Consider the following 26,404-nt stretch of genomic DNA (forward strand, 5'->3'; position numbering starts at 1 on the left):
TTGCTCAAGACAAAACTCAATTTCGACGAGTCACTGTCCTGATATTTCGTATCCGAAATACCTCGGCCAGCGCCCACACGAATTACTTGGTTAACTTTTTAAAGAACGTTGAGCCGTTGCTCAATCAAGGCCGCGTATTCTACAGTGAACCGCCACCTTGTCAACCGTTGTTTTGAAGTAATTTTTGAGGCTTTCAACAAGCATTCAAACCACTCAAACTCACCGGCTTGCTCCGAAGAGCGAGGCGCGCATTCTACAGTGAATCGCCGCCCTGTCAACCACCTTTTTGAAGAACTTTATAACTCAAATTTCTTCAACCTTTTCAGGCAGTTGCCGCTTCCGAACCGACCCCGTTTGGCGTCGTGTCCGTCAGAAGTGGGGCGCATTCTACAGCCCTCAGGAAAACTGTCAACGCCGGATTTTGACATTTCTCACGATGCTTCGGTTTCCACCTACACGACCACCCCAAAACCGGTCAAACTATGACCACGCCGATCATTTTTCGTTCACTCTGGAGCGTGATTAATTTCTATAACTCAATTTTCACTGCACGGGCCGCTCGCGTCGCGTTGCTTCGAGCCTGATCGACCGAATCTGCAAGAGCCAATGCAACTCCCATTCTCCGACGACCGGTTAGCTCTGGTTTACCAAACAACCTTAACTGGGTATCGGGCTGAGCCAGAGCCTCATCGAGGCCAGAGAAGGCAACATGGTCGGACTCACCCTCCGGCAAAATGACGGCTGACGCCGATGGGCCATTCTGACGGATGGCGGGTATCGGAAGATTCAGAATCGCGCGAGCATGGAGAGCGAACTCCGACAAATCCTGAGAAACGAGCGTCACCAACCCGGTATCGTGGGGACGAGGTGAGACCTCCGAAAACCAGACATCATCCCCCTTGATGAACAACTCCACCCCATAAAGGCCATTGCCACCGAGGTTCTCTACAATCTTGCGCGCAATGTCCATTGATCGCTCAAGTGCGACCTCCGACATTGGCTGTGGCTGCCAGGACTCCCGATAATCGCCATCGACTTGCCGGTGTCCAATGGGATCACAGAAGGAAATACCATCGCGATGTTTAACGGTAAGGAGGGTGATTTCGTAGTCGAAATCCACAAAGCCTTCGACGATAACCCGCCCTTTACCAGCGCGCCCACCGGTTTGGGCATAGTCCCAGGCCGGCTCGATATCCTGCTCGGCCTTAACAGTGCTTTGCCCCTTCCCGGAAGAACTCATGACAGGCTTTACCACCAGAGGAAGACCCACTTCCTTTACTGCCGCCAGGTATTCTTCTCTGGAGCCCGCGAAGCGATAAGGGGAGGTAGGAACACCCTCCTCTTCGGCAGCCATTCGCCGAATACCTTCCCGATTCATCGTGAGGTTAACGGCGCGGGCGGTTGGCACCACCCGAAAGCCCTCCTCCTCAAGACGAACCAGTTCGGGCGTGGCTATCGCTTCAATCTCCGGGACGATCAGGTCGGGCCTTTCCAGCTCGATAACTCGACGCAGCTCTGTCCCATCCAACATATCAATGACGTGACTCCGGTGCGCTACCTGCATCGCGGGGGCATTTGCATAGCGGTCTACCGCGATCACTTCTACACCGTATCGCTGAAGCTCAATCACCACCTCTTTTCCCAGCTCCCCGGAGCCGCAGAACAGAACCCTGAACGCCCCCTCTTTGAGAGGCGTGCCGATACGTACGGAGTCACTTCCAGCCATGTCACCACCTGTTACGTTGATTTGATAAAAAGAAGGCGTCGAACAACGCCCTTACAGCGCAAACTTCTCTTCGCGAATAGCAACTTCACGAAGGACATCCCTGCGCTCCTCATTCGTCATTTGCGTCCATCGGAGTATTTCATCCCCGGTGCGCTGGCACCCGATACAGACATCGTTTTCATCAAGGGCGCATACACTCACGCAAGGGGAGCGGACTTTATCTGTCACACTCATCTGCGTGGCTTACAGGTTTTGAGGGATTCAAGGTACCGCACTCCGTTCTGTACGTAATGCTGAGCGCTCATTTCCAGCATCTTCTTCTGGCTATCGTTCAGCTCTCGCTTAATCTTTCCCGGTGAGCCTATGACCATGGACCCATCGGGAATCTCCATCCCTTCTGGAATCAGCGTGTTCGCGCCGATCAGGCAGTGCTTGCCGATTTTGGCACCGTTCAGGACGACCGCGTTGATGCCAATGAGCGAGTAATCGCCAATTTCACAACCATGAAGCATCGCCTTGTGGCCGACTGTGACCCCCTTTCCGAGCGTCAGTGGGATGCCGGGATCAGTATGCAGCACCGAACCATCCTGAACGTTACTGTCTGGACCGATAGTGATCAGCTCGTTATCACCCCGAACCACAACATTAAACCAGACGCTGGCCTGCTCCATTAACCGGACACTTCCAATAATAGATGCGTTTTCAGCGACGAACTGATTTTCACCAACCAGTTCAGGCACGCGATCGCCCAACTCGTAAAACATCTCACCCTCCTTGAGGTGGCTCCAGCAAATCAATGCCCGCATCGTACACAGCGTTCAGGAAATCAACCAGAACCACAGCGGACATTCCCCAAATCTGATAGCGCTCCCAACGATAACAGGGCACGTAAAAGGTATGATTCATAAAGCTCAGGGTATCCGTTCGCTCTCGTATGTCGTCCATGAAAAAAGACAACGGAACCCGAAACACGCTGTCGATTTCTTCCGGATTTGGCGCCAGCGGGTAGTCACCAGGAATCACACCAACATAAGGCGTAACCAAGATGCCGTAGCGGGACATCACCTGACTGAGGGGCGCGATCACATCTACCCTGTCTGGCGGCAACCCAATTTCCTCATGGGTCTCGCGCAATGCTGTGGCAACGAGGCTCGAATCCTCCTGATCTCGCTTCCCTCCCGGATAGGCCACCTGCCCGCTATGGGTGTTCAGATTGGAAGATCTGAGCGTAAATACCATTTCAGGGTTCTGATGATCGTCAGTAATCGGAACCAGAATGCCTGCTTCCGGATAGTCGAGCGCCAGTTGACGGGGGGCATAGGATGCCAGACGCTCGGCAAGTAAATCTCGCAACGTAATACTCCAACACCATAAGCGGTTTACATGAGACACAGGCGATCGTGATCGTTAAACTGACCACCTGAACCTATTCAGTATACGGGGAAAACAATGAAGTACTGCAGCACTTGCGGCCATCCGGTTGAACAACGCATCCCCGAGGGTGACAACCGCCACCGTTATGTTTGCATCAGCTGCGAGGAGATACATTACCAGAACCCGCGAATCGTCGCCGGTACCGTGACTCTTTGGGAAGGAAAGCTGCTGCTTTGCCGCAGGGCCATCGAACCCCGCTATGGCTATTGGACTCTGCCGGCGGGGTTTATGGAAAACGCCGAAACAACCGTTGAGGCTGCGATGCGGGAAACCCGGGAAGAGGCACTCGCCGAAGTGAACGTAGAGGGCCTGTACTCCATCATCGATGTCCCGCACATCAACCAGGTGCATATGTTTTACCGGGCATCCCTCATTAACGGGGAATTTGGTGCCGGCGAAGAGTCCCTGGAATCACAACTGTTTGAACTGGATAAAATCCCCTGGAGCGAACTGTCGTTTCCCACCGTTCGAAAGACACTGGAGCTTTTCGTTGAGGACGCTAGAAAAGACACATTCGGCGTTCACATCGACGATATTCGGCGCCCGATGTCAGCCTCCAGCAAAACAGGCTGATTACAGCAACTCCATTCGATAGACCTCATAGGCGGGCTCCTCATAAGGGTGAGCCTGCTTCAAAGCCTCCAGCGCCGTCCTGATCAGACTGTCCTCGCAAACCAGCTCCACCTTGTACTCGTCTACTTTTTCCAGAGCCCCGACAGCCCCCAGAAACGGGTCGCTGCCGTCAAGCGGTCGGAACTGTCCCTGCCCCCGACACTGCCACGCACAGCTGTCGTAGTCACCGATTCGACCGGCACCAACATCGAACAGAGCCTGCTTGGTTTTTTCGAGGTGGGATTCCGGCACGAAGTAGCACAATTTATACATAGACGCCCTCACGCTGACCATTTTTTGAACAAACCAACAACTTAGAAACTTACCCACAAAATCTGTGGATAACTTTGGGGAAAGTTTTTGGGTATGCGCCCCAAGGCCGCGTAATCACTACACTTACGTCAAATTGGCGAGAAAATCGCCCCTTTTATTTTTCTTATATATTTCAATGCTTTAAAAGAATGATCAAAAAGATGAACGCAATTCATACCTTTTGTTTACAAAACACGCAAGCGAGCACCACGAATGTGCATAAAGTGGACCAGTCAAGCCTGTTTTTCCATTTTTTCACTCTTTTTTAGATTGACTTGCTCTGAAACAGGGCAGCCAGACGCACATAAAAAAACCGACCTGAAAGGCATCAACGAGTGACACCCTCAGGCCGGTTTCGCTTTCCCGGTTAGCTAACTTATTCGAACCAGCCTCGAGCGTTTCTGAACATGCGCATCCATGGCCCGTCCTCCTGCCAACCATCAGGCCGCCAGGAGTGCTGGACCGCCCGGAAGACGCGCTCCGGGTGAGGCATCATAATGGTGACGCGACCATCACGGGTGGTCACACCAGTCACGCCGCCTTCGGACCCGTTGGGATTGAAAGGATAACGGGTTGTGGCCTGCCCCCGGTTGTCCACATAACGCAGGGCAACCATGTCGTTATCCATCAGGCTCTGAACTCCACCCTCTGCAGCGAACTCAATCCGCCCCTCACCATGGGCAACGGCAATCGGCATGCGTGAACCGGCCATGCCATCGAGGAAGGCAGACTGCGAGGGCAACACCTCTGCCATCACAAATCGTGCTTCAAACTGCTCAGACTGGTTACGAACAAAACGAGGCCAGCCATCGCTGCCCGGAATCAGTTCGTGCAGGTTCGACAACATTTGACAGCCGTTGCAAACACCCAGTGCCAACGTGTCCTGCCGATTGAAAAATGCGGCGAACTGGTCCCGAACGCGGTCATTGAACAGGATGGATTTGGCCCACCCCTCGCCGGCGCCAAGAACGTCTCCAAAAGAGAAGCCACCGCAAGCAACCAGGCTCTGGAAGCCTTCCAGGGTCACGCGCCCAGCCAGCAGGTCACTCATATGCACGTCGACTGATTCAAACCCGGCACGATCAAACGCCGCGGCCATTTCGACCTGCCCGTTGACGCCCTGCTCACGCAGCACGGCGACCTTGGGACGGACGCCACTGTTGATGTACGGCGCTGCGGTGTCTTCATTGGGATCGAACGTCAGCTCGGCGCTCAGACCCGGGTCCTCGGCATCAAGCAGGTTGTCGAATTCTTCCTGAGCGCAATCGGCATTGTCGCGAAGCGCCTGCACCCGGAAGCTGGTTTCGGCCCACAAACGCTGAAGTTCTACACGCGTTTCATCGATAAAGGTATTGTCCTCGTAGCTGAAACGGATGCGGTCATCGTCGTTCAGGCTACCGACAACACTCGAATGCTCACCCAGCCCCGCCGCAGACAATTGCTGAAGCACAAAAGCCGTGTCATCGCGGCGCACCTGAATAACGGCACCGAGCTCCTCGTTAAACAGCTCTCTGGCAATCTGAACTGACTTTTCGACCAGACCATCGAGACGGACATCGATGCCCACATGCCCGGCGAAAGCCATTTCCACCAGGGTAATGAAAGCGCCGCCATCAGAGCGGTCATGATAGGCCAGCAGCTTACCGTCGGAATTCAGGCCCTGGATAACCGCGAAGAATGCCTTGATGTCTTCCGGGTTATCCAGATCCGGCGCCACAGCACCAATCTGCTTGTAGACCTGCGCAAGCGCCGATCCACCAAGGCGATTCTGGCCGGCCGCCAGGTCGATCAGGATCAGATCCGTCTCCCCCGCGTCGGTCCGCAATTGCGGCGTCAGGGTACGCCCCACGTCGGTCACTGGGGCAAAGCCACTGATAATCAGCGACAGCGGCGCCGTTACGCTCTTCTGCTCGCCGTTGTCTTCCTCCCAGGTGGTTTTCATGGACATGGAGTCTTTACCCACCGGAATGGTAATACCCAGTTCCGGGCACAGCTCCATACCAACGGCACGAACGGTTTCGTACAGGTTTTCATCCTCACCTGGGTGGCCTGCCGCAGCCATCCAGTTTGCGGAAAGACGAATATCGGAAAGCTTTGCAATCGGGGCCGCCGCCAGGTTAGTGATCACCTCACCGACCGCCATACGGCCAGAAGCCGGCGCGTCAATGACGGCTACCGGCGTTCGCTCTCCCATCGCCATAGCCTCGCCGGTGTTCACATCGAAGGCACTGGCCGTGACGGCAACGTCGGCGACAGGAACCTGCCAGGGACCCACCATCTGATCGCGAGCCACAAGACCGGTAATGGTCCGGTCTCCGATGGTGATCAGGAAACTCTTGGAGCCTACGGAAGGCAGACGCAGCACACGGCGAACCGCTTCATTCAAATCGATTTTGGAAGAATCAAAAATCGGCTTGGTGAACGAGGAGCGGCTGACGCTACGATGCATACGCGGCGGCTTGCCGAACAGCACCTCCATCGGAAGATCCACTGGCTTTTCATCAAAATAGGAGTCGCCCAGTTCCAGGTGATGCTCTTCTGTAGCTTCGCCGATCACCGCGTAAGGACAGCGCTCACGCCGACAAAGCGCATCAAATTTCTCGAGGTTTTCTTGTGCTACCGCAAGGACGTAGCGCTCCTGGGATTCATTACACCAGATTTCCAGGGGCGACATGCCCGGTTCGTCGATGGGGATTTCCCGCAGTTCGAACTTTCCACCGCGACCGCCGTCCTTGACCAGTTCGGGCATGGCATTGGACAAACCACCGGCACCCACGTCGTGGATAAAGGCAATAGGGTTGTCCTCCCCCATTTGCCAGCAGCGATCAATCACTTCCTGACAACGGCGTTCCATTTCCGGGTTGTCCCGCTGAACAGACGCAAAGTCCAGATTCTCGTGACTGGAACCGGAATCCATTGAGGATGCCGCACCGCCACCGAGACCGATCAGCATGGACGGCCCACCCAAAACAATCAGCTTGGCGCCAACGGGAATATTGCCCTTCTCAACGTGTTCCTCGCGAATGTTCCCGAGGCCACCGGCGATCATGATGGGCTTGTGGTAACCCCGGACTTCTTCGCCCGCTGCACCAGGAACCTTTTCTTCAAAAGTACGGAAATAACCCGCCAGGTTCGGGCGGCCAAATTCGTTGTTGAACGAAGCACCACCGATGGGACCTTCGATCATGATATCGAGCGCGGATACGATACGATCCGGCTTACCGTAATCCCCTTCCCAGGGCTGGCGATCACCCGGCAGGTTCAGGTTGGAGACCGTAAAGCCCGTCAGGCCGGCCTTGGGCTTGGAGCCGCGCCCGGTCGCGCCTTCATCCCGGATTTCACCACCAGAGCCGGTCGCGGCGCCGGAAGCTGGGGCAATGGCCGTCGGGTGGTTGTGAGTCTCCACCTTCATCAGAATGTGGATGTCTTCTTCATTGTATCCATAGACGCCTGTCTTCGGATCCGGGAAGAAGCGGCCACCGCGGCTGCCGCGAATGACTGAGGCATTGTCTTTGTAGGCAGACAGCACCCCTTCGCTGTTCATCTCAAAGGTGTTGCGGATCATCGCGAACAGCGACTTTTCCTGGCCTTCGCCGTCGATATCCCAGGAAGCGTTGAAAATCTTGTGACGACAGTGCTCGGAGTTGGCCTGCGCAAACATCATCAGTTCAACATCGGTGGGATCCCGCTGCAGGTCGGTAAACGCCTTCGTGAGGTAATCGATCTCGTCTTCAGCGAGAGCCAGTCCCAGACGCTTGTTGGCCTCAACCAGTGCTGAGCGGCCTCCATCAAGCACCGGCACCCGTTCCAGCGGACGCGGCTCTTCGTGACTGAACAACAGCCCGGCACCGGCCATTTCGTGGAATACGGTCTGGGTCATCCGGTCGTGAAGCAAGGCCGCGATCTTTTCGCGCTGGGTGAGGTTCAGTTTCTGGTTGGCCTTAATATAGAACGCCGTCCCACGCTCGATACGCTGGATCTGACGCAGTCCGCAGTTACGGGCGATATCGGTTGCCTTGCTTGACCAGGGCGATAGAGTGCCCGGACGAGGTACGACCAGAAACAGCACACCCTCGGGTTCTTCAACCGATACACTGGGGCCATACTTCAACAGCCGATCGAGAATCGCCTGCTCCGAGTCAGAGAGGTTTCCGTCGAGGTCCACGAAATGCATGAATTCTGCATACACGTGATCAACTTCAGGGACTCCCTCCTGAATCCGGGCATGCAATTTACGGGAACGAAAAGGCGAGAGCGCCGGGGCGCCACGAAGTTCGAGCATGGTATCAACCTGTATCGCGCGAAAAAGAGGAAATCTGGATGAGTTTGGAAAGGCGGCAATGATACTCGAAAGCCGCGCCGGGATACAGTTTCCCCATCCTCCTGGAAACTGGACAATTCACATTGTTTTGCATATTACTTAGTCAGTTGTGTTGACCAATGCAAACAAGACATTGATCATTTGATGGTGGCAGGACGCCACACTCGGCATGACATCGGATACGTCCATTCCTTTCACACTGACGTATCCCGACGAGCCAGCTGTAAATGGAGTTCAGGGAAGTGTTCAGATCAATATTGGAAAAAGCGACGGCTCCCGTTCGGGTTTCAGTATTCGTTTGCGCTGCACTGGTCATTGCCGGCTGTTCCCGGCCAAGCACCCTGCAGGAAATCCGGGACGAAAACGTTCTGCACGTGATCGCCCGCGAGGCCCCATCGATCTACTTTGAAGGCAGGGACGGCCCAACCGGTTACGACTACGAACTGGCCAAGCGTTTCGCCAAGGAACTTGGCGTGAACCTTCGTGTTCGTGTCGCACAGGACAACACCGAGGTACTGTCCGTACTGGAACGGGATTTCGCCCACATTGGTCTGGCCGGTCTTTCCGCCCTGCCCGACCTTGAAGGCACATACAAACCCCTGGCAACCGGCATTTCCGCACAGTCGGTGGTGGTCTATAACCGCGATTTCCCGGCACCGGATTCTCTCAGTGACCTTGGCGGAAAAACGCTGCACCTGGTTCCCGAGAGCAATCACGAACACCTGCTGGAAAATGCCAAAGCCGAATCAATCGATACCAACTGGCAGGCTCACCCCGGGCTGGACGCCGCCGGCATTCTGGCGCGGGTCGAAAGCGGTGAATTCAGCTACGCGGTGGTATCTTCCAACGAGCTGGAACTGAACCACGTATTCTTTCCCAAGGTGAAAGAAGCGTTTCCTCTTGGCGAACCAGAGGAGCTGGTCTGGCTCTTCCCCGCCACCCAGGATGACACGCTGGTAAAAGCAGCCCGTCAGTTCCTGAACCAGCTTCAGGCCAATGGCACTCTGGCTCAGCTGGCAGAGCGCTTCTATGGCCATCTCGACCGACTGAACTATGTGGGTGCCAGAACCTTCATGCACCACGTGGATAATCGTCTTCCGAAATATTCGGACATGTTCCGGAGCTACGCCAGGGAGTACGGCGTTGACTGGCGACTTCTGGCCGCCATCGGCTATCAGGAATCCCACTGGCGACCCAACGCGGTATCACCGACGGGAGTAAGAGGCCTGATGATGCTGACGCGTAACACGGCCAAATATATAGGCATCAATAACCGGCTGGACGCCGAGCAAAGCATTCACGGCGGCGCCAAGTATTTCCGTATCGTCCACGATCAGATTCCAGACCGCATTCCAGAGCCAGACCGTACCTGGTTTGCGCTGGCGTCCTACAATGTCGGGTTTGGCCACCTGGAAGATGCCCGGAGACTGGCACAGGATGCTGGCCGGAACCCCGACCGCTGGATGGATGTAAAGGAATTCCTGCCGTTGCTGGCCCAGAAGGAATGGTACACCAAGACCCGCTATGGTTACGCACGTGGCCATGAGCCGGTGCTCTACGTTCAGAACATACGCCGCTATTACGACGTGCTAACACGCATTACCGATCCCGCCGGCGACCAGACCGAAAACGACCCAATGCTCGTCGACCTGGAATCAAAAGGCGCGGGCAGTGGGGTCAGTAACAGCAAGGAAAGCACTCAGGACATGCAGGCCAGCTTACCCCCTGACCTGGGAATGATTCCGCCCACCCTCTAAAAGCAGAATCAGGCCTTTGGAGGGCGCGGGTCAGTCTTCATGGCCCCGCGCTTCCAGCGCCCACTCCACCTGTCCGGCGGAAAATCCGCGTCGGGTCAGGAAACGGGCCTGACGTACCTTCTCATCCCAATCTTTCTGCAAGTCGGCAAGACCATAGCGGCGCTCCCGCAGAGCGACTGCCCTCTCGCGCCAACCCTGTTCGGTCACCTCTCGCAGGCAGTCTGGCGCAACATTTACCCCACGCTGTTGCAGCTCCGACAGAATACGAAGCGGGCCATAGCCGAGATCCATTCGTTGTCGCGCGTACACATCGGCAAAGCGGCTATCGTCAAGCCAGCCTTCCTGCTCGTACTCATCCAGAACGGATTCAATCACCGGAGTTTCGATCCGGCGCTGACGCAATTTCAGGGACAATTCCAGCCGGCTATGCTCTCTCCGGGCAAGGAGCCTCAATGCGGTCGAGCGCGCCTTATGCAAAGGATCGTCCTGATTTTCCTGTTTTGCCATGTAGCCCCTTTCCGCCTGTGCAATCAAAACGCTAGACTAGCCCCGGAATTCACGTTACCGGATAACCCGGTAACCGTACCCGGCACTCTGCCTTCTGGGTGCCGATGGCCGGTAGCGGGACCACTTTGCCCGACACCGAGGACTGGCTTCAATCCCAAAAGGATACCTTTATGGCTGCTTTCATTAAGAAACTCTTTAAATCCAAGAAAACCACCGAACCTGCAACCAAGCCTTCTGTTGAACAACCGACGAAGGACTCAGGCCATCAGCAGGACACCCGGGGCATTCTCAGAGAGCAGCAACGGCACATCCTTAATGGTGCCCCAACCCAACAACAACTGGCCACTATTGCCGTTGAGGGCGTTACCGCCGAGATCCGACTGAAAGCCGCCGGTCAAATGACAGATGCGGCCTGCCTCCACCAGGTACAGAAACAGGCCAAGGGCAAAGACAAAGGGGTTTACCAGGCGGTTCGACAAACCCTGCAACGTCAAAAAGAAGAAAAAGCGAAACAAGAGGCTCTGGTGGCAACCGTCACCAACCTGATTCGCAGCGCCACAGAGCAGGCCCGGAGCGACGACACCAAGCTCTACGAAGCCCGACTCGACGCCCTGCTTGGACAATGGAAAGAAGTCGAGCAGCACGCGACCGCCGAGCAGACACAGGAATTCCTGCAAGCAAGCCACAGATGTCAGCAACGCCTCGACGAGATCAAGCAAGCCAAGGACGACGAAACCCGGCAGCATGACCAGAAGGAACAACGTTCTGAAACCCTTCAGCTGCTTCAGTCAACGCTGGAGGACCTCCGTGCCCGCTCCCCGGAAGGACTCCCCTCTCTGTCGTCGCTGGACGCCCTGCAAAAAACCCAGGAAAACCGCTGGCTGGAGGCAACCCGGGACACAGCGGTTTCGGATGCGGAAAAGAAGGCCTATAACAGCGCAATGCTGACGCTGCGCAACTACATCAGCGCCATCCGCCGCATAACCCAGCACAGGGAAGCCCTTGCAGCCCTGGCCACGGCTAAACCTGAAGAGCACGCGGCCGACAGCGATATTCGGAAACAGGCGCAAACCCTGGTAGACGAGATCAACTGGCCCTCCGGCTACCCGCTGCCGGACATACTCCAGCCAGCTCACACCTTGCTGAAAAAATCTGCCAGTACGAAAACGCCTGCCCTTCATGATGCCCAGCCCAACGACGCTGCTATAGCAGAACTGAAACAGACCATTGCCAAGCTTGAATCGGCTCTGGAAAGCAAGCAACTGAAAGAATCTCGCCAGCTTCTTAAATCAGCCCAGGCTGTCTTCAAGGATCTGAATCACCGCGAGCGAAAGACCTTTCAAGCCCGAATGCAGTTACTGAACGGTCAGGTGAACGAACTCAGCGACTGGCTTGGTTTTGCCACGGAACCCAAGCAGATCACCCTGTGCGAGCAGATGGAATACCTGGCCGACCAACCCATGGATCCAGAAGCCAAGGCCGAGCGCATCAAGGAACTGCAAAAGGAGTGGCGCGAACTCGGTGGTTCGTCTGATCGCTCACTATGGACGCGCTTCAAAGAGGCGTCCGACCGGGCATTCGAGCCCTGCAAGGACTACTTTTCGGCGAAATCCGGCCTGAAACAGAACAACCTCGAAACACGCAAAAAGATCTGCGAAGAACTGGAAACCTTCCTGAGCCAGGCAGACTGGTCCGCCATGGACTGGAAGGGCGCGGAGAAAATCCATCAGACCGCGCGACAGGAATGGAAGTCCGCCTGGCCGGTAGAATTCCGTGATAACCGCCCCATCCAGAAACGCTTTGACGATCTGCTCAAGCGCCTTGAAACATCGCTGGACGAAGAGCGCAGGAAAAACGAAACGCTGAAACAGGCCATTGTCGAAAAGGCCCAGGCGCTGGTCGAACACGACCCCCTGCAGGATGCAATCAATCAGGCGAAGAATCTTCAGAAGGACTGGAAGGCGATTGGTATCACCCGCCATCGAGAAGATCGTAAGCTCTGGCAGACATTCCGGAGCGCCTGCGACCAGATTTTTGCACGGCGGGACGCACAGCGCAGCGCCCACAAAGAAGCCATGCAGGTCGCAGACGAGAGTGCCAAACAGGCTTTGTCTGCGGCCCGCCAGCTTAACGAGAGCAATGAAGACTCCGCGCTGTCGGACGCACAGAAGAGCCTGAGTTTGCTACTGGGTTCGGAGGTGTCTCCGGGAACAAGTGACCAACTGAAGGCCGAAATCCAGCGACTGAAAAAAACCAGGGCCCATCGTGCACTGTCATCCACCATCCGGACCTGGCAAACCCTCGTGGACGCGCGAACGGATGGGACTCTGAGCCAGGAAGAAGTTCCGTCACACTGGCCTGAACTGGCACATCACTTGACCGGGGCTGACCACGGCGAACTGGTGATTCGGGCAGAAATTCTGAGCGGGGTGGAGTCACCGGCCGAGGACCAGCAACGCCGGATGGAAATCCAGGTACGTCGCCTGGCGGATGGCATGGGGTCGTCTGAACAGTCAGGCAGCACCATGCAGGAGCTGGAAAAACTTGTGGCCGGCTGGTGCCTGGTCGATACCGATCACAGTCCTGTCCAGCCTCTGGCCCAGCGCATGAATCAAGCAATCGGAGCACTCGCTCGCCCGTGACACCTGCTCTCTAGCGCTGATGTTCCCTCACGAAATCCCTGGCCGTTTTAACCGCGTCCAGGGATTTTTCTTTCATACCCTTGAGCTCATCATCGGCCAGGTAAAACATCATATCGATGGGATGGCGATAGTAGCGCGGAGGAAGCCGGTTAAGCGCCACACACATAACATCGGCCAGATAGTCGGCGGTATCTGCCTCCTCCCGGGTAGCATTGATGGCATCCTGCACCAGCCGTTCATAAAAATTATCGATGGCATCTCTGAGGGACATACGCATGTTCCTCCCGCGTTCGTGCACAACATCCCATTACCATAGATGCGCCCCTGCGCCTTGTCACTGGCCCTGAGCAATTTCGCCAATACGATTGGCAGGCACCGTCATTACACAGGCCGGCGCCGAACCGCTATGGTAGAGCCATCCCAATCAAAACCAACAATGAACCGAGGACAGCCAATGACCACCGAAGCCTACATCTTCGATGCCGTTCGGACGCCGCGTGGCCGCGGCAAGAAGGACGGTTCCCTGCACAGCGTAAAACCCGTCACGCTATTGAAGACCCTGCTGGATGCCCTGAAAGAGCGGAATAACCTGGATACCGCGCAGGTCGACGACATCGTCATGGGCTGCGTAACAGCCGTGGGCGATCAGGGCGCGGATATTGCCAAAACGGCAGCGCTGGCCGCCGACTGGGACGAAAAGGTGGCCGGCGTCACCCTGAACCGGTTCTGCGCCTCCGGCCTTGAAGCCGTGAACCTGGCCGCCATGAAAGTGCGGTCCGGCTGGGAAGACCTGGTGGTTGCCGGCGGCGTTGAATCCATGTCCCGCGTACCCATGGGCTCCGACGGGGGTGCCTGGGCGATGGACCCGGAAACCAACCTGCACACCGGCTTCATGCCTCAGGGCATTGGCGCAGACCTGATTGCAACCATCGAAGGGTTTAGCCGTGAAGACGTCGACCAGTTTGCTGTACGTTCCCAGCAAAAAGCCGCCAATGCCTGGAGCAACGGTCATTTCGCCAAATCCATCATCCCCGTGACCGACCAGAATGGCGTAGTCATTCTCGACTGTGACGAACACGTGCGGGGAGAGACCACCTTAGACTCGCTGGCTGGCCTGAAGCCCTCGTTCCAGATGATGGGCGAAATGGGGTTCGACAGCGTTGCCCGGGAAAAGTACCACTACATCGAAAAGATTAACCACGTGCATCATGCGGGCAATTCCTCCGGCATCGTGGATGGTGCCACCGCCGTTCTGATCGGCAGCGCAGCCAAGGGCAAGGCCATGGGACTCAAGCCGCGGGCCCGCATTGTCGCCACCGCGGTGACCAGCACCGACCCCACTATCATGCTGACGGGGCCTGCGCCGGCCGCGCGCAAAGCGCTGGACAAGGCCGGCATGACGGCAGATCAGATCGACCTGTTTGAAGTCAACGAAGCCTTTGCCTCTGTGGTCATGCGCTTTCAGAAAGAGCTGTCGGTTCCCGATGAAAAAGTGAACGTGAATGGCGGCGCCATCGCCATGGGCCACCCGCTTGGCGCCACCGGTGCCATGATCCTCGGGACACTGATGGACGAACTGGAACGCCGGGAACTGCGATACGGCCTGGCCACCCTGTGTGTGGGCGGCGGCATGGGTATCGCCACCATCATTGAACGCGTCTGAACCCGACACTTTTTTCAGATAGGAGAATTGTAATGAGTGCCATCCGTTATGAACTGGGTTCAGATCAAATCCTGACCCTGACCATAGACATGCCGGGCCAGTCCGCCAACACCATGAACGGGGCCTTTCGTGACGCCCTATCCGAAACGGTCGCACGGGTTCAGTCAGACCTGGACACTGTCCGCGGCATCATCATCACCTCGGCCAAGAAAACGTTTTTTGCCGGTGGCGACCTGAAGGAACTGCACAAGGTGAGCCGAGCGGACGCCAAAGCCTTCGAGGATATGGTCAACGGTCTGAAAGCCGACATGCGAGCCCTGGAAACCTGCGGCAAGCCCGTGGTTGCCGCCATCAATGGCGCGGCACTGGGTGGCGGGCTGGAACTCGCCCTCGCCTGCCATCATCGGGTGGTTCTGGATAACGACGCCATCCAACTGGGCCTGCCGGAAGTCACCCTCGGCCTGCTGCCCGGAGGTGGAGGCACGCAGCGCTTGCCTCGGATGATTGGACTGGAAGCCGCCTTCCCGTTGCTGATGGAAGGCAAGAAAGTGAATCCCAAAGCGGCCCTGAAAGCAGGACTTATTGATGATCTTGCCGAATCTGTGGACGAGATGATCACCAAGGCCCGCGAGTTCATCGACGCGAACCCGAAATGCCAGCAACCCTGGGACCAGAAAGGCTTCAAACTCCCCGGGGGTGCCCCCCATCACCCGGCCATGGCCCAGAAGCTGGCCATTGCGCCGGCCATGCTCAGGCAGAAAACAAAAGGTTGTTATCCCGCGCCGGAACGAATTCTTTCAGCGGCGGTTGAAGGCGCCCAGGTGGACTTTGACAGCGGCAGCCTGATCGAAACCCGTTATTTTGCCGAGCTGGTGATTGGCCAGGTCGCCAAGAACATGACCGGCACCTTCTGGTTCCAGCTTAACGATCTGAAAGCGGGCGGCAGTCGCCCAGCAGGCTTCGACACGGAAACCTTCAGCAAGGTCGGGATTCTCGGTGCAGGCATGATGGGCGCTGGCATCGCCTATTCCACCGCAACCCGTGGCATCGACGTGGTTCTGAAAGATGTATCGGTGGAAAACGCCGAGAAAGGAAAGGGGTACTCCGAGAAACTGTTAGCCAAGAAAGTCAGCCGTGGCCGTATGACCGAAGCCCGGAAGGCCGAGACTCTGGCTCGCATCCAACCCACCGACTCCGCGAGTGACCTGGAGGGATGTGACCTCATCATTGAGGCGGTCTTCGAGGACAGCGGCCTGAAAGCCAAGGTAACGCAGGAAGCCGAGCCCAAACTGGTGAACAACGGCATTTTCGCCTCCAACACGTCCACGATTCCCATTACCCAACTGGCCCAAGCGTCCGGCAAGCCAGAGAATTTTATCGGCCTGCACTTCTTCTCGCCGGTCGACAAAATGCAGCTTGTGGAAATCATCGTGGGCGCCAAGACCTCCGACGAGACACTGGCGCGGGCGTTCGACTACGTTCAACAGATTGGCAAAATCCCGATCGTGGTGAACGACAGCCGGGGATTCTTCACCTCCCGGGTATTCGGCACCTTCGTGAACGAAGGCATCAGCATGCTGGCCGAAGGTATCCACCCTTCCAGCATCGAGAACGCCGGCCTGTTCGCGGGTATGCCCGTTGGCCCGCTGGCCATTTCCGACGAAGTCAGCCTGACCCTGATGCAGCACATCCGTGCCCAGAGCAAGAACGACACGGAAGCGGCAGGCGGTGTTTGGGAACCGCATCCGGCCGAGGCCGTGATTGACCGCATGGTCGATGAACAGGGCCGCAAGGGTAAGGCCGCCGGGGCGGGCTTTTATGAATACCCGGAAAACGGCAAGAAACATCTCTGGCCCGGACTGGATCAGCTGTTCGTGGATAACGACAAGGCTCATGCTGTCCAGCTCCAGGACCTGAAAGACCGCATCCTCTTTATTCAGGCAATTGAAACCGTTCGCTGCCTGGAAGAAGGCGTATTGAGGAACATTGAAGATGCCAACATCGGCAGCATTTTCGGTATCGGCTTTGCGGCCTGGACCGGCGGCGCCATTCAGTTCATCAATCAGTACGGTGTTCGCGCATTCACCGAACGCGCGAGCGAGCTGGCCGCCCGCTATGGTGAGCGATTCACCCCACCCGGGCTGCTGGTAGAGAAAGCCGAGGGCAACGCGGCCTTTGTCTAAGCAGTCCACCGGAGAGGCACAAGCCTCTCCGGTTCCCCGCACTTATCGCCCCTACGCCCCGCAAAGCCCCCGCCTTACAAACCTGACACTTTCATGGACAGATTGTCACGAACCTGCCAATCACTGGTATGGCAACGCTGTTAGCGCTTGCCTACAATGAGCCTATTCGCTAACGGGTAAGCCGGTCCCTCTTCCAGGCGCCGCACCAGTAAAGTCAGGTAAGAATTTATGACCTACGCGGAAAGAACTGTCGCTCGTCGCTCCGCTGCTTCGGGCAGCCGAACCGGGCTTTGCAAAGCCATCAGCCTGGCTTTGTTGGTGGGCATGCCTCTTGGCCTGTCTGCAAAGATTGATGACAAGCAGATCTACGAACCTGTCGCTCCCACCATCGATCAGGCCCGAGCGAACATTCTGATTGCCCGCCAGCTCCAGTTCACCCACTTCCGGGACATGGGCATCAATGACCAGCTTTCCGAACAGGTCTTTGACGCCTACCTCGACTATCTCGATGGCCAGCGTATCTACCTGACCCGCCAGGACGTAGACCGGTTTACCGGCACCAAGAGCCAGCTCGGCTCTGCCCTGAAAACCGGTCAGCTTCAGCCGGGCTTCGATATTTACAACCTGGTTCAGCAACGGGTCATCGAGCGGCTCCAGTTCGCATTGTCCGTGCTGGATGATGGCCTCGATTCCCTGGACTTTGCAGCGGACGAAACCATTCTGGTCGATCGATCGGAAGCCGAGTGGGAGGCGGACACCGCCGCACTGGATGAGCTTTGGACCAAGCGCATCAAAAACGCCGTTCTGGCCCAACGACTGAACGGAAAAGAGGACGATGCCATCAAGGAAAGCCTGGTGCGTCGTTACGAAGGTCAGCTCAAGCGCGCGTACCAGGCTCGGAGTGAAGATGCCTTCCAGGCCTACATGAATGCCTTCACCAGCATCTGGGATCCCCACACCTCGTACTTCTCGCCCCGGACGTCCGAGAACTTCAACATCAACATGAGCCTGTCGCTGGAAGGGATTGGAGCGGTCCTGCAGGCGGATAACGAATACACCAAAATTGTGCGTCTTGTGCCCGGTGGTCCGGCGGCCAAGCAGGGTCAGTTGCGGCCGGCGGACCGAATTGTTTCCGTCGCCCAGGAAGACGAAAAACCTGTAAACGTGATTGGCTGGCGACTGGACGAAGTCGTGGATCTGATCCGGGGCCCCCGCAACTCTGTGGTAACCCTGGAGGTGATTCCGGCCAACGCAAGTGATGAAACCATCACCAAGACCATTGCCATCAAACGGGATGAAGTGAAACTGGAAGAACAGAGCGCCAGCAAGGACCTCATCGAGCTTGAACGGGACGGTGACGATTACAGCATTGGCGTAATCAACATTCCCACCTTCTACGCCGATTTCCAAGCCATGCAGGCCGGCGATCCGAACTACAAGAGCACCACCCGGGATGTTCGCCGATTGATCCGCGAACTGCGTGAAGACGGCATGGATGGCCTGGTGATAGATCTGCGCAACAACGGCGGTGGTGCCCTGCACGAAGCCAACGACCTGGTGGGTCTGTTCATTGACAAAGGCCCGACCGTGCAGATCCGGCACGCCAATAACGAAGTCCAGACTCTGGATGATGAGGACCCGTCAGTGTCCTACGATGGCCCACTGGTGGTGCTCACCAATCGGATGAGTGCCTCGGCTTCCGAGATTTTTGCCGGCGCCATCCAGGACTACGGACGTGGTCTGGTGGTTGGTTCCCAGACCTTCGGCAAGGGCACGGTACAGGCGGTTCGTCCCCTGAATCACGGCCAGCTAAAAATCACCCAGTCCAAGTTCTACCGTGTGTCGGGTGGCTCTACCCAGCACAAAGGGGTGATTCCGGATATCGAAATTCCGTCCCGGATCGACAAGAACCGGATTGGCGAGGACGCGCTGGAACGTGCCCTGCCCTGGGACCAGATTGAAGCCGTACCCCACACTCGCTATTTCGATTTCAGCGGCATCATCGATGAGCTGCGCCAGCGCCACGAAACACGGTTCTCCACCAGCCCGGAGTTCAACTTGCTGCAGGAAGAAATCGAGTTCCTGAACGAACAGCGGGAACTGGACTCCGTGAGCCTCAACTTTGAGACCCGCAAGGCCCAGCACGAACAGATCGAGCGCACCCGACTGAGCATTGCCAATGCCCGCCGTGAACTTCGTGGTGAACAGCCTTTCGAGACCCTCGAAGCGCTGGAAGACTGGCAGGACCAGCAAGCCGCCCAGCAGGATGCGGTCGATGAGGAGCTGGACTTTGTCATCCGCGAAGGTGGCCACATTGTGGCGGACATGGTTGAACTGGACCGTCGCATGGTCTCGATTGCCACCCCCAGGCACTTTGCCGTCCAGGCGCCGGCTCAATAAGCGAGGATAACTGCAGGAGCATGCCGCAACGACCCAAGGATGAAATACCCCCAACGACGGGGCGAGTGTTGCGAGATACTCTGTTGGATGCGCTTCACGCTATGCGCTCCATGGAGGAAATCGAGGAACTTCAGAATCCGGAAGTGGCCGACAGCAAAAGTTCCGAGGGCCTTGTGGACCGACTGGTCGGCCTGACCGGCTCCGCCGTTCGCCTCGGATTGCGGGCCACCGATACCTCCGTGCGGGTTGGGCGGGCGCTGATCAATTCCCAAGACCAGCTTCGGGCCATGCTCACTGCAGGCCAGTCGCTCAGGGACATCCGGGAAGTCGCCGGGCTCACCCTGAGCGAGATGAGCGAAGCCCTGAACCTGAAGGACAAATCGGTCCTGGAGGCCGTGGAAAACGGTACGGCTACCCTGTCTTTCGAACTGATCCTCCGGCTGGCAGCTCTGGTCGCCCGAAACGATCCCATCCCGTTCATTCTTCGGACCACCCGCAATTACAATCCGGAAGTCTGGCAAATGCTCAATGACTGGGGCGTGGGCCGCCTTCCGCTGCAGTTCGAGCGGGAGCGTGAATTCATCAATATCTTTCGCCGCCATGACAACGCCAGAAACCTGTCGGACGAGGGTTTCAAGAAGGTGCTGGAATTTACCCGGCAGAGCTTTGAAATGTCCCTGCACTTTATTGAAGAGCAGGAACGTGAGGTGGCAGAGCTGAAGACCACCTATGAGGAAAAATCGAAGACAGAAGATGATCCTGCCAACGACTGAGGCACTGTCTACCCCTCAGCCCTGAACAACATCAAAGCTACACATGTTCAGCCGAACAGTGCATCCATACCAGCTCGATCCGGTTTTCGGACGACACCTTTTTCGGTGACAATCAGATCGATAAGACTGGCCGGCGTAACATCAAACACGGGGTTGTATACGTTGACGCCGTCCGGTGCCAAAGGAATACCCCGGATCGACTTCACTTCAGCATCGTCCCGTTCCTCAATGGGAATATCCTGACCGGATACCAGCGCCATATCAACGGTGCTCGAAGGCGCAACCACCATGAAACCCACACCATGGTGCCTGGCCAAGACGGCCAGACTGTAGGTGCCAATCTTGTTGGCCACGTCACCGTTGGCCGTGATTCGGTCAGCCCCGACGATCACCCAGCGAACGTGGCCCTGAGCCAGAATGGCCGCTGCCGCACCGTCTGCGTTCAACGTGACTGGAATGCCGTCCTGCGCCAGTTCCCATGCCGTCAGGCGGCTTCCCTGCAGCCAGGGGCGCGTTTCATCGGCATACACTCTGTCTAATAATTCAACCTCGTGCAGACGCCGGATGACCCCCAGGGCAGTGCCATACCCCCCCGTGGCCAGCGCCCCCGTATTGCAGTGAGTAAGCACCGAAACAGGTTGGTCAGCGCCCATGGCCCTCAGGGCATGATCGGCCATGGCCAGATTGGCCGCCAGGTCTTCCTGGTGAATGGCCTTGGCCTCGTCCGCCAGTCGAGTCGCCGCCTCCTTCAGCGTGGCGCATTGCTCGAACACCGCCGTGATGCGCTGCAGCGCCCAGAACAGGTTAACCGCCGTGGGCCTGGAGGCAGCCAGTTCCTCAATTGCCCGGGAGACTTCTTCCCGCCAGTTGTCATCGGCGGCGTGGCGGGCCGCCAGTGCGGCCCCGTAGGCTGCGCTGATGCCAATCGCTGGAGCCCCCCTTACCACCATGTCGCGAATACACTGCGCAACTCCGCCAGCGCCTTCCGCTGTGATCCAATGCTCTTCGGCTGGCAACAACCGCTGATCCAGCAGGTCAAGGCTGTCACCATGCCAACGCATCGCAACCGTTCCAATGCTCCGTAAAGGATTGGACTGACGGGTTTTATCCATTCGCGCACTCCGTTTGTGAAACGCTGAAAAGCCGCAGTATAACGTTTATACTAGCCAGCTACATTTGCACGACTGGCCCATTTCACACGGGTAACTGAGGCCCCGGTAACCAAGGCAGGTATATGACCGCAGACACCATCACCGCAGCCGATATCCGCATCAATGCCCGGTGGCTGATCCCCATCGAACCCAGAGGCGTTGTGCTGGACCATCAGGCGGTCATCATCACAGGCAGCAGGATCACTGCCGTGGTTTCCCAGGAGCAGGCGGATGCCGACTACCGCACCCGGGAAACGGTGGACCTGCCCAGTCACGTGGTCATGCCCGGCCTGATCAATGTCCACGGCCACGCGGCCATGTCCCTGTTCCGGGGAATGGCGGATGACTTGCCCCTTATGACCTGGCTTAATGAACACATCTGGCCGGCCGAGGCCGCATTCGTGTGCGAACAGTTCATTGCCGATGGGACCCAACTCGCCATGGCAGAAATGTTGCGCACCGGGACCACCACCTTTTCGGACATGTATTTCTTCCCGGAAATCGCTGCCCAGACGGCCTTTGACGCAGGTATGCGCGCCCAGATTGCTTTTCCACTGCTGGATTTCCCCACCGCCTGGGGCAGTGGTCCGGACGAATACCTGAGTAAAGGGGAAGCGTTCATCAATGCATGGCGGGAAAACGAGTTCATTTTTCCAGCTGTTGGCCCGCACGCGCCGTACACCGTGTCCGATGCTCCGATGGAAAAGGCCATCGACCTGAGCAATCGAACCGCCGCCCCTATCCAGATCCATTTGCACGAAACCGCCTTTGAGGTCGCAGAAGCCACGGAAAAACTGAGCCAGCGCCCGGTCGCTCGCATGAACGATCTGGGCCTGCTGGGCCCCAACACCCAGTGCGTGCACATGACTCAAATGGACGACGCCGATATTGAAACCATCGCCTCCACCGGTGCACACATTGTCCACTGCCCGGAGTCCAATCTTAAGCTGGCCAGCGGCCTCTGCCCTGTGCAGAAACTGATTGACGCCGGTATCAATGTCGCCATCGGTACCGATGGCGCCGCCAGTAACAACGACCTGGATTTATTTGGCGAACTGCAGACTGCCGCGATGCTGGCCAAAGTCGTGGCCGGCGATGCCGCCGCTCTGTCCGCCCATGACGCGCTGGCCATGGCCACGCTGAACGGCGCCAAGGCCCTTGGTCGGGAACAGGAACTGGGCTCCCTGAAAGCCGGAAAACTGGCGGACATCATCGCCGTTGATCTGAGCGATCCATTCATCCAGCCGGTATACGATCCGGCATCTCACCTGGTGTACAGCAATCATGGCCGCGCAGTAAGCCACAGCTGGATTCACGGCGTACCTCAGGTACAGGACGGTCGCTTAACCCGAATTGATGTGGCAGACCTTATGCTTCGGGTGGATGACTGGCGCGAGCGCATCCGTAACCAACAGAATTCGTAAACGACTCAATACCCCTTCAGCAGGTAATGCGAACCATGAACAACCAGAATGTCGACAGTAACGAAATTGCCAAGTTTGAGGCTCTGGCGAGTCGCTGGTGGGATCCGACCAGCGAGTTCCGGCCACTGCACGACATCAACCCCCTGCGGCTGAACTATATCGACGAGCGTGTGTCCCTGGCCGGAAAGCGTGCCCTGGACGTGGGCTGCGGCGGCGGCCTGCTGTCAGAGGGCATGGCCCAGCGCGGTGCTCACGTGACCGGAATCGATATGGGCGAAGCCCCGCTTTCGGTCGCCAGGCTCCATGGACTGGAAAGCGGCGTGGAGGTGGATTACCGCCAGACGACCGTTGAAGAACTGGCGCAGGATCCTGAACACGCAGGCCAGTACGATGTGGTGACCTGTCTTGAAATGCTGGAACACGTGCCCGATCCGTCATCCGTCATCAAGGCCTGCTCCGCTATGCTGAAGCCCGGCGGCCATATGTTTGTGTCCACCATCAACCGCAATCCGAAGTCGTTCCTGTTCGCGATCGTGGGTGCCGAGTATGTGCTCAATCTGCTGCCCAAGGGCACCCACGAGTGGAAGAAGTTTATCCGCCCATCGGAGATGTCGGATTACCTGCGCCACGCGAATCTTGAGGTGCTGGAGCTCACGGGCATGACGTACAACCCGATCACCAAAATTTACAAGCTGGGTCGGGATGTGGATGTTAATTACTTGATGCACGCGAAGGACACCCGTGAAGCCTGAGCAAACTCCGTCAGCCGTCCTGTTTGACCTGGATGGCACCCTGATCGACACCGCCCCGGACTTTATTCGCTGCCTGAACCTGCTCAGGCAGCAGCACGGCCTCGCCGCCCTGCCCGCTGAGCACATTCGCCGGTCGGTCTCCAACGGTGCAAGAGCCATGATTCGTGTGGGTTTTGGTCTGGAACCCGAGCATCCGGATTATCTGGACAAGCACACCGCCTTTCTGGACCTCTACGAACTGGGCGTCGCCGAAGAGACCACCCTGTTCAGCGGCATGGATGAGATACTGCGCTCACTGGAAGCCCGCGACATCCCATGGGGCATTGTGACCAATAAACCGGTTCGCTTTGCCGCGCCGCTCGTGGAGGCCCTCGGTCTGGGCCCGCGCTGCGCCACGCTCATCTGCCCGGATCATGTCAGCCAGCGCAAACCCCATCCTGAACCACTGTTCCTTGCCTGCGCGCAAATCGGAGCTAGCTCGGAAAATGCCATCTACGTTGGCGACCATGTACGGGATATAGAGTCTGGGCGTAATGCCGGCATGCAAACCATTGCGGTGCGCTATGGTTACATTGAGAAACCGGAAACAGTGGATCTGTGGGGCGCGGACCGGATTGCCGACACCGTCAGCGACCTGGCAAAGCTGTTACAATAACGACCGCAAAAGATTTAGGGTTGCCGATACGCAACCGCCTGACACGGAGACAGGTTATGCAAGATTACCAAGCACCCGCCGACCTACTGCAGGACCGCATCGTTATGGTGACGGGCGCCGGCAGTGGCATTGGCCGGGCTGCCGCCATCGCTTATGCGGCACACGGGGCCACGGTGATTCTGATGGGTCGCACGGTGTCCAAGCTGGAGGCTGTGTACGACGAAATTGAAGCCGCCGGCTACCCGCAACCTGCCATCGTGCCCATGAACTTTGACGGTGCCGCGGTCAAGGAATACGAAGAACTGGCCATGACCATCGAAGAAAACTTTGGCCGGCTGGACGGCATCCTGCACAACGCCGCCATTCTGGGCGATCGCAGCCCGATCGAGCTGTACGACCCGGAGACCTGGAATCAGGTCATGCACGTGAACGCGACCGCGCCGTTCCTGCTCAGCCGCGCCATGATCCCGTTGCTGCGCCAGTCTACCGATGCCTCGGTGATCTTCACCTCGTCAGGTGTAGGCCGCAAGGGACGGGCGTACTGGGGTGCCTACGCGGTATCCAAGTTCGCGGTGGAAGGCCTCACCCAGGTACTGGCCGACGAATTGGATGACGAGCGCCACAATGTGCGCGTGAACAGCCTGAACCCCGGTGCCACCCGCACCAACATGCGCGCCCATGCCTACCCGGCCGAAAATCCGCAACAGAATCCTGCGCCGGAAGAGCTCATGCCCATATACCTGTACCTGATGGGCAAAGACAGCAAAGGCGTGAACGGTCAGCAGCTCGACGCGCAACCCAAGTAATGGAACTGCTGTTTTACACCACATCCAACTGCCACCTGTGTGAGGTGGCAGAGAACCTGCTGATCCACACGCCCATGCCAAAGCCCATTCCGGTGGATGTTGTGGATATCGCGCAGTCAGAATCACTGGTGGAAAAGTACGGCACGCGCATTCCGGTGTTGCGACGCAACGACACCGGCGCGGAACTGGACTGGCCGTTCACCAAAGACGACTTACTCACGTTTCTTGAATGAGGATAGCCCCGCCATGTTGATGGTTATATCCCCCGCCAAGACGCTCGACTACGAAAGCCCGCTGGCCACAGAGCGCCACACCCAACCGGACTTTCTGGACGATGCCTGTGAACTGATTGATCAGCTCAAGGAGTTGGAGCCGCACCAGATCAGTAATCTGATGAGCATCAGTGAAAAGCTCGGCCAACTGAATGCGGAGCGCTTCCAGAGCTGGCACACACCGTTCACCCCGGATAACGCCCGCCAGGCCGTTCTGGCGTTCAAGGGTGACGTCTACACCGGTCTGGATGCCGCCAGTTTCAGCGAGAAAGACTTCGACTTCGCCCAGAAGCACCTGAGGATGTTGTCCGGCCTGTATGGACTCCTTAAGCCTCTGGACCTGATGCAGCCCTACCGTCTGGAAATGGGCACCAAGTTTGAAAACAACCGGGGCAAGGATCTCTATGCCTTCTGGGGCAGCAAGCTGACCGACGAAATCAACCGGCTGCTGGCCGAGGACGATGACGTACTCGTCAACCTGGCCTCCAACGAGTACTTCAAAAGCATTCAGAAGAAGAAACTGAACGGTCGGCTGATTACCCCACAGTTCAAGGACTGGAAGAACGGCCAATACAAGATGATCAGCTTCTACGCCAAGAAGGCCCGGGGCCTGATGTGCCGGTACGCCATCCAGAACCAGATCACCCAGGCGGACGATCTCAAGGGTTTTAACCTTGAAGGCTATTATTTCAGCCACGAACAGTCAGACACCGACAACTGGGTATTCCTTCGGGATGAGCAATAGAATTTCCGACGCTTAAAGACAGAGACCGTAATCTATGAACGAAGCAGTATTCTCCCAAATCGCCATGCTGGTACTTCTCACCGGGCTCATCACCTGGATGGGGTTTATCGTGTGGGATCTGGCGAAAAAATCCAAAGCCGGCCGGTTCGGTACCATTACCCTGTTCATCGTACTCGGCGCTGGTGTCGTCGGTTTTATCGTGAAGACCGTTCTGGTCGAAATCATGGATTTGTGACGCCTCACAGACCACTTTACGGCCGCCAGCCGGT

General features: G+C 57.2%; 23 protein-coding genes. 14 read left to right on the forward strand and 9 right to left on the reverse strand.

Annotation, left to right across the window (positions count from 1 at the left end):
• Window positions 1–529: 529 nt before the first annotated feature.
• Genes purT through QVZ43_RS00020 form a run of 4 tightly spaced genes read right to left on the reverse strand, consistent with a single transcriptional unit; the run spans window position 530 to window position 3,079 of the window.
• Window positions 530–1,726 (reverse strand): formate-dependent phosphoribosylglycinamide formyltransferase, encoded by a 1,197-nt coding sequence (purT, locus tag QVZ43_RS00005; protein WP_302908367.1) that lies wholly within the window; start codon window positions 1,724–1,726, stop codon window positions 530–532.
• A gap of 51 nt (window positions 1,727–1,777) precedes the next feature.
• Entirely contained in the window at window positions 1,778–1,960 is a 183-nt protein-coding gene (locus QVZ43_RS00010; protein ID WP_263283004.1) for a DUF1289 domain-containing protein, read from the reverse strand.
• Window positions 1,957–2,490 carry a gamma carbonic anhydrase family protein gene (locus QVZ43_RS00015; RefSeq protein ID WP_223793739.1) on the reverse strand — a complete coding sequence of 178 codons (534 nt, stop codon included), beginning with the start codon at window positions 2,488–2,490 and terminating at the stop codon, window positions 1,957–1,959. Before QVZ43_RS00015 ends, QVZ43_RS00010 begins: the two co-directional genes overlap by 4 nt.
• Window position 2,491: 1 nt before the next feature.
• Window positions 2,492–3,079, reverse strand: coding sequence for an NUDIX hydrolase (locus QVZ43_RS00020; RefSeq protein WP_302908368.1), 588 nt, complete (start codon window positions 3,077–3,079; stop codon window positions 2,492–2,494).
• A 96-nt stretch (window positions 3,080–3,175) separates the two neighbouring features.
• Between QVZ43_RS00020 and QVZ43_RS00025 the strand changes: the two genes are divergently transcribed.
• Window positions 3,176–3,733, forward strand: a complete 558-nt coding sequence (locus QVZ43_RS00025; protein ID WP_223793741.1) for an NUDIX hydrolase — start codon at window positions 3,176–3,178, stop codon at window positions 3,731–3,733.
• Here QVZ43_RS00025 and QVZ43_RS00030 read toward each other — a convergent pair whose 3' ends face one another.
• Together QVZ43_RS00030 and purL are read right to left on the reverse strand one after the other, a co-directional pair.
• On the reverse strand, window positions 3,734–4,045 hold the full coding sequence (locus QVZ43_RS00030; RefSeq protein ID WP_302908369.1) for a YqfO family protein: 312 nt from the start codon (window positions 4,043–4,045) through the stop codon (window positions 3,734–3,736).
• A 415-nt stretch (window positions 4,046–4,460) separates the two neighbouring features.
• Window positions 4,461–8,366 (reverse strand): phosphoribosylformylglycinamidine synthase, encoded by a 3,906-nt coding sequence (purL, locus tag QVZ43_RS00035; RefSeq protein WP_302908370.1) that lies wholly within the window; start codon window positions 8,364–8,366, stop codon window positions 4,461–4,463.
• Between the two features lie 296 nt (window positions 8,367–8,662).
• Here purL and mltF point away from each other — a divergent pair, with 296 nt between their 5' ends.
• The gene (mltF, locus tag QVZ43_RS00040) at window positions 8,663–10,162 is read left to right on the forward strand and encodes a membrane-bound lytic murein transglycosylase MltF (protein ID WP_420890896.1); all 1,500 of its coding nucleotides are present in this window, start codon (window positions 8,663–8,665) and stop codon (window positions 10,160–10,162) included.
• Window positions 10,163–10,192: 30 nt separating this feature from the next.
• On the opposite strand, the gene QVZ43_RS00045 is transcribed toward mltF, so the two are convergent.
• A complete protein-coding gene (locus QVZ43_RS00045) occupies window positions 10,193–10,669 on the reverse strand; it encodes a regulatory protein RecX (protein ID WP_302908372.1) in 477 nt (158 codons plus the stop codon).
• 170 nt (window positions 10,670–10,839) lie between these two features.
• Here QVZ43_RS00045 and QVZ43_RS00050 point away from each other — a divergent pair, with 170 nt between their 5' ends.
• Entirely contained in the window at window positions 10,840–13,311 is a 2,472-nt protein-coding gene (locus QVZ43_RS00050; RefSeq protein WP_302908373.1) for a DUF349 domain-containing protein, read from the forward strand.
• Between the two features lie 10 nt (window positions 13,312–13,321).
• Here the strand turns inward: QVZ43_RS00050 and QVZ43_RS00055 are convergent, their stop codons facing one another.
• Entirely contained in the window at window positions 13,322–13,582 is a 261-nt protein-coding gene (locus tag QVZ43_RS00055; RefSeq protein ID WP_302908374.1) for a late competence development ComFB family protein, read from the reverse strand.
• 183 nt (window positions 13,583–13,765) lie between these two features.
• Between QVZ43_RS00055 and QVZ43_RS00060 the strand changes: the two genes are divergently transcribed.
• From QVZ43_RS00060 to QVZ43_RS00075, 4 genes are all read left to right on the forward strand, one after another.
• Window positions 13,766–14,974 (forward strand): acetyl-CoA C-acetyltransferase, encoded by a 1,209-nt coding sequence (locus QVZ43_RS00060; RefSeq protein ID WP_223793748.1) that lies wholly within the window; start codon window positions 13,766–13,768, stop codon window positions 14,972–14,974.
• Between the two features lie 32 nt (window positions 14,975–15,006).
• Entirely contained in the window at window positions 15,007–17,157 is a 2,151-nt protein-coding gene (locus QVZ43_RS00065; RefSeq protein ID WP_302908375.1) for a 3-hydroxyacyl-CoA dehydrogenase NAD-binding domain-containing protein, read from the forward strand.
• A 228-nt stretch (window positions 17,158–17,385) separates the two neighbouring features.
• Window positions 17,386–19,557 (forward strand): carboxy terminal-processing peptidase, encoded by a 2,172-nt coding sequence (locus tag QVZ43_RS00070; RefSeq protein ID WP_302908376.1) that lies wholly within the window; start codon window positions 17,386–17,388, stop codon window positions 19,555–19,557.
• Window positions 19,558–19,577: 20 nt separating this feature from the next.
• Window positions 19,578–20,330, forward strand: coding sequence for a helix-turn-helix domain-containing protein (locus QVZ43_RS00075; RefSeq protein ID WP_302908377.1), 753 nt, complete (start codon window positions 19,578–19,580; stop codon window positions 20,328–20,330).
• 47 nt (window positions 20,331–20,377) lie between these two features.
• Here QVZ43_RS00075 and mtnA read toward each other — a convergent pair whose 3' ends face one another.
• Window positions 20,378–21,442: an S-methyl-5-thioribose-1-phosphate isomerase gene (mtnA, locus tag QVZ43_RS00080; RefSeq protein WP_420890877.1), complete on the reverse strand. Its 1,065-nt coding sequence runs from the start codon at window positions 21,440–21,442 to the stop codon at window positions 20,378–20,380.
• A gap of 122 nt (window positions 21,443–21,564) precedes the next feature.
• On the opposite strand from mtnA, the gene QVZ43_RS00085 reads away from it, so the two are divergent.
• The 7 genes from QVZ43_RS00085 to QVZ43_RS00115 are packed head-to-tail and all read left to right on the forward strand — an operon-like array spanning window position 21,565 to window position 26,370.
• The gene (locus QVZ43_RS00085; protein WP_302908378.1) at window positions 21,565–22,905 is read left to right on the forward strand and encodes a TRZ/ATZ family hydrolase; all 1,341 of its coding nucleotides are present in this window, start codon (window positions 21,565–21,567) and stop codon (window positions 22,903–22,905) included.
• A 35-nt stretch (window positions 22,906–22,940) separates the two neighbouring features.
• Window positions 22,941–23,657: a bifunctional 2-polyprenyl-6-hydroxyphenol methylase/3-demethylubiquinol 3-O-methyltransferase UbiG gene (gene ubiG, locus QVZ43_RS00090; protein WP_302908379.1), complete on the forward strand. Its 717-nt coding sequence runs from the start codon at window positions 22,941–22,943 to the stop codon at window positions 23,655–23,657.
• The gene (locus tag QVZ43_RS00095; protein WP_302908380.1) at window positions 23,647–24,312 is read left to right on the forward strand and encodes an HAD-IA family hydrolase; all 666 of its coding nucleotides are present in this window, start codon (window positions 23,647–23,649) and stop codon (window positions 24,310–24,312) included. The genes ubiG and QVZ43_RS00095 overlap by 11 nt, the downstream gene beginning before the upstream one ends.
• Window positions 24,313–24,368: 56 nt before the next feature.
• Entirely contained in the window at window positions 24,369–25,118 is a 750-nt protein-coding gene (locus QVZ43_RS00100) for a YciK family oxidoreductase (protein WP_223793756.1), read from the forward strand.
• Window positions 25,118–25,351, forward strand: a complete 234-nt coding sequence (locus QVZ43_RS00105) for a glutaredoxin family protein (protein ID WP_302908381.1) — start codon at window positions 25,118–25,120, stop codon at window positions 25,349–25,351. The genes QVZ43_RS00100 and QVZ43_RS00105 overlap by 1 nt, the downstream gene beginning before the upstream one ends.
• 13 nt (window positions 25,352–25,364) lie before the next feature.
• Window positions 25,365–26,135 (forward strand): peroxide stress protein YaaA, encoded by a 771-nt coding sequence (gene yaaA / locus QVZ43_RS00110; RefSeq protein WP_302908382.1) that lies wholly within the window; start codon window positions 25,365–25,367, stop codon window positions 26,133–26,135.
• 34 nt (window positions 26,136–26,169) lie between these two features.
• Window positions 26,170–26,370 carry a DUF2788 domain-containing protein gene (locus QVZ43_RS00115; RefSeq protein WP_223793759.1) on the forward strand — a complete coding sequence of 67 codons (201 nt, stop codon included), beginning with the start codon at window positions 26,170–26,172 and terminating at the stop codon, window positions 26,368–26,370.
• The last annotated feature ends 34 nt before the right edge of the window (window positions 26,371–26,404 follow it).

The sequence above is a fragment of the Marinobacter suaedae genome, from assembly GCF_030519635.1.
In the GTDB taxonomy this organism is placed as follows: Bacteria; Pseudomonadota; Gammaproteobacteria; order Pseudomonadales; family Oleiphilaceae; genus Marinobacter; species Marinobacter suaedae.

Excerpts from the sequence above, each read along its gene's own strand:
- purT (WP_302908367.1), bottom strand. The coding sequence starts at position 1,726 with ATGGCTGGAAGTGACTCCGTACGTATCGGCACGCCTCTCAAAGAGGGG.
- QVZ43_RS00010 (WP_263283004.1), bottom strand. The coding sequence starts at position 1,960 with ATGAGTGTGACAGATAAAGTCCGCTCCCCTTGCGTGAGTGTATGCGCC.
- QVZ43_RS00015 (WP_223793739.1), bottom strand. The coding sequence starts at position 2,490 with ATGTTTTACGAGTTGGGCGATCGCGTGCCTGAACTGGTTGGTGAAAAT.
- QVZ43_RS00025 (WP_223793741.1), top strand. The coding sequence starts at position 3,176 with ATGAAGTACTGCAGCACTTGCGGCCATCCGGTTGAACAACGCATCCCC.
- QVZ43_RS00030 (WP_302908369.1), bottom strand. The coding sequence starts at position 4,045 with ATGTATAAATTGTGCTACTTCGTGCCGGAATCCCACCTCGAAAAAACC.
- purL (WP_302908370.1), bottom strand. The coding sequence starts at position 8,366 with ATGCTCGAACTTCGTGGCGCCCCGGCGCTCTCGCCTTTTCGTTCCCGT.
- QVZ43_RS00045 (WP_302908372.1), bottom strand. The coding sequence starts at position 10,669 with ATGGCAAAACAGGAAAATCAGGACGATCCTTTGCATAAGGCGCGCTCG.
- QVZ43_RS00050 (WP_302908373.1), top strand. The coding sequence starts at position 10,840 with ATGGCTGCTTTCATTAAGAAACTCTTTAAATCCAAGAAAACCACCGAA.
- QVZ43_RS00055 (WP_302908374.1), bottom strand. The coding sequence starts at position 13,582 with ATGTCCCTCAGAGATGCCATCGATAATTTTTATGAACGGCTGGTGCAG.
- QVZ43_RS00060 (WP_223793748.1), top strand. The coding sequence starts at position 13,766 with ATGACCACCGAAGCCTACATCTTCGATGCCGTTCGGACGCCGCGTGGC.
- QVZ43_RS00065 (WP_302908375.1), top strand. The coding sequence starts at position 15,007 with ATGAGTGCCATCCGTTATGAACTGGGTTCAGATCAAATCCTGACCCTG.
- QVZ43_RS00070 (WP_302908376.1), top strand. The coding sequence starts at position 17,386 with ATGACCTACGCGGAAAGAACTGTCGCTCGTCGCTCCGCTGCTTCGGGC.
- QVZ43_RS00075 (WP_302908377.1), top strand. The coding sequence starts at position 19,578 with ATGCCGCAACGACCCAAGGATGAAATACCCCCAACGACGGGGCGAGTG.
- mtnA (WP_420890877.1), bottom strand. The coding sequence starts at position 21,442 with ATGGATAAAACCCGTCAGTCCAATCCTTTACGGAGCATTGGAACGGTT.
- QVZ43_RS00085 (WP_302908378.1), top strand. The coding sequence starts at position 21,565 with ATGACCGCAGACACCATCACCGCAGCCGATATCCGCATCAATGCCCGG.
- ubiG (WP_302908379.1), top strand. The coding sequence starts at position 22,941 with ATGAACAACCAGAATGTCGACAGTAACGAAATTGCCAAGTTTGAGGCT.
- QVZ43_RS00100 (WP_223793756.1), top strand. The coding sequence starts at position 24,369 with ATGCAAGATTACCAAGCACCCGCCGACCTACTGCAGGACCGCATCGTT.
- QVZ43_RS00105 (WP_302908381.1), top strand. The coding sequence starts at position 25,118 with ATGGAACTGCTGTTTTACACCACATCCAACTGCCACCTGTGTGAGGTG.
- yaaA (WP_302908382.1), top strand. The coding sequence starts at position 25,365 with ATGTTGATGGTTATATCCCCCGCCAAGACGCTCGACTACGAAAGCCCG.
- QVZ43_RS00115 (WP_223793759.1), top strand. The coding sequence starts at position 26,170 with ATGAACGAAGCAGTATTCTCCCAAATCGCCATGCTGGTACTTCTCACC.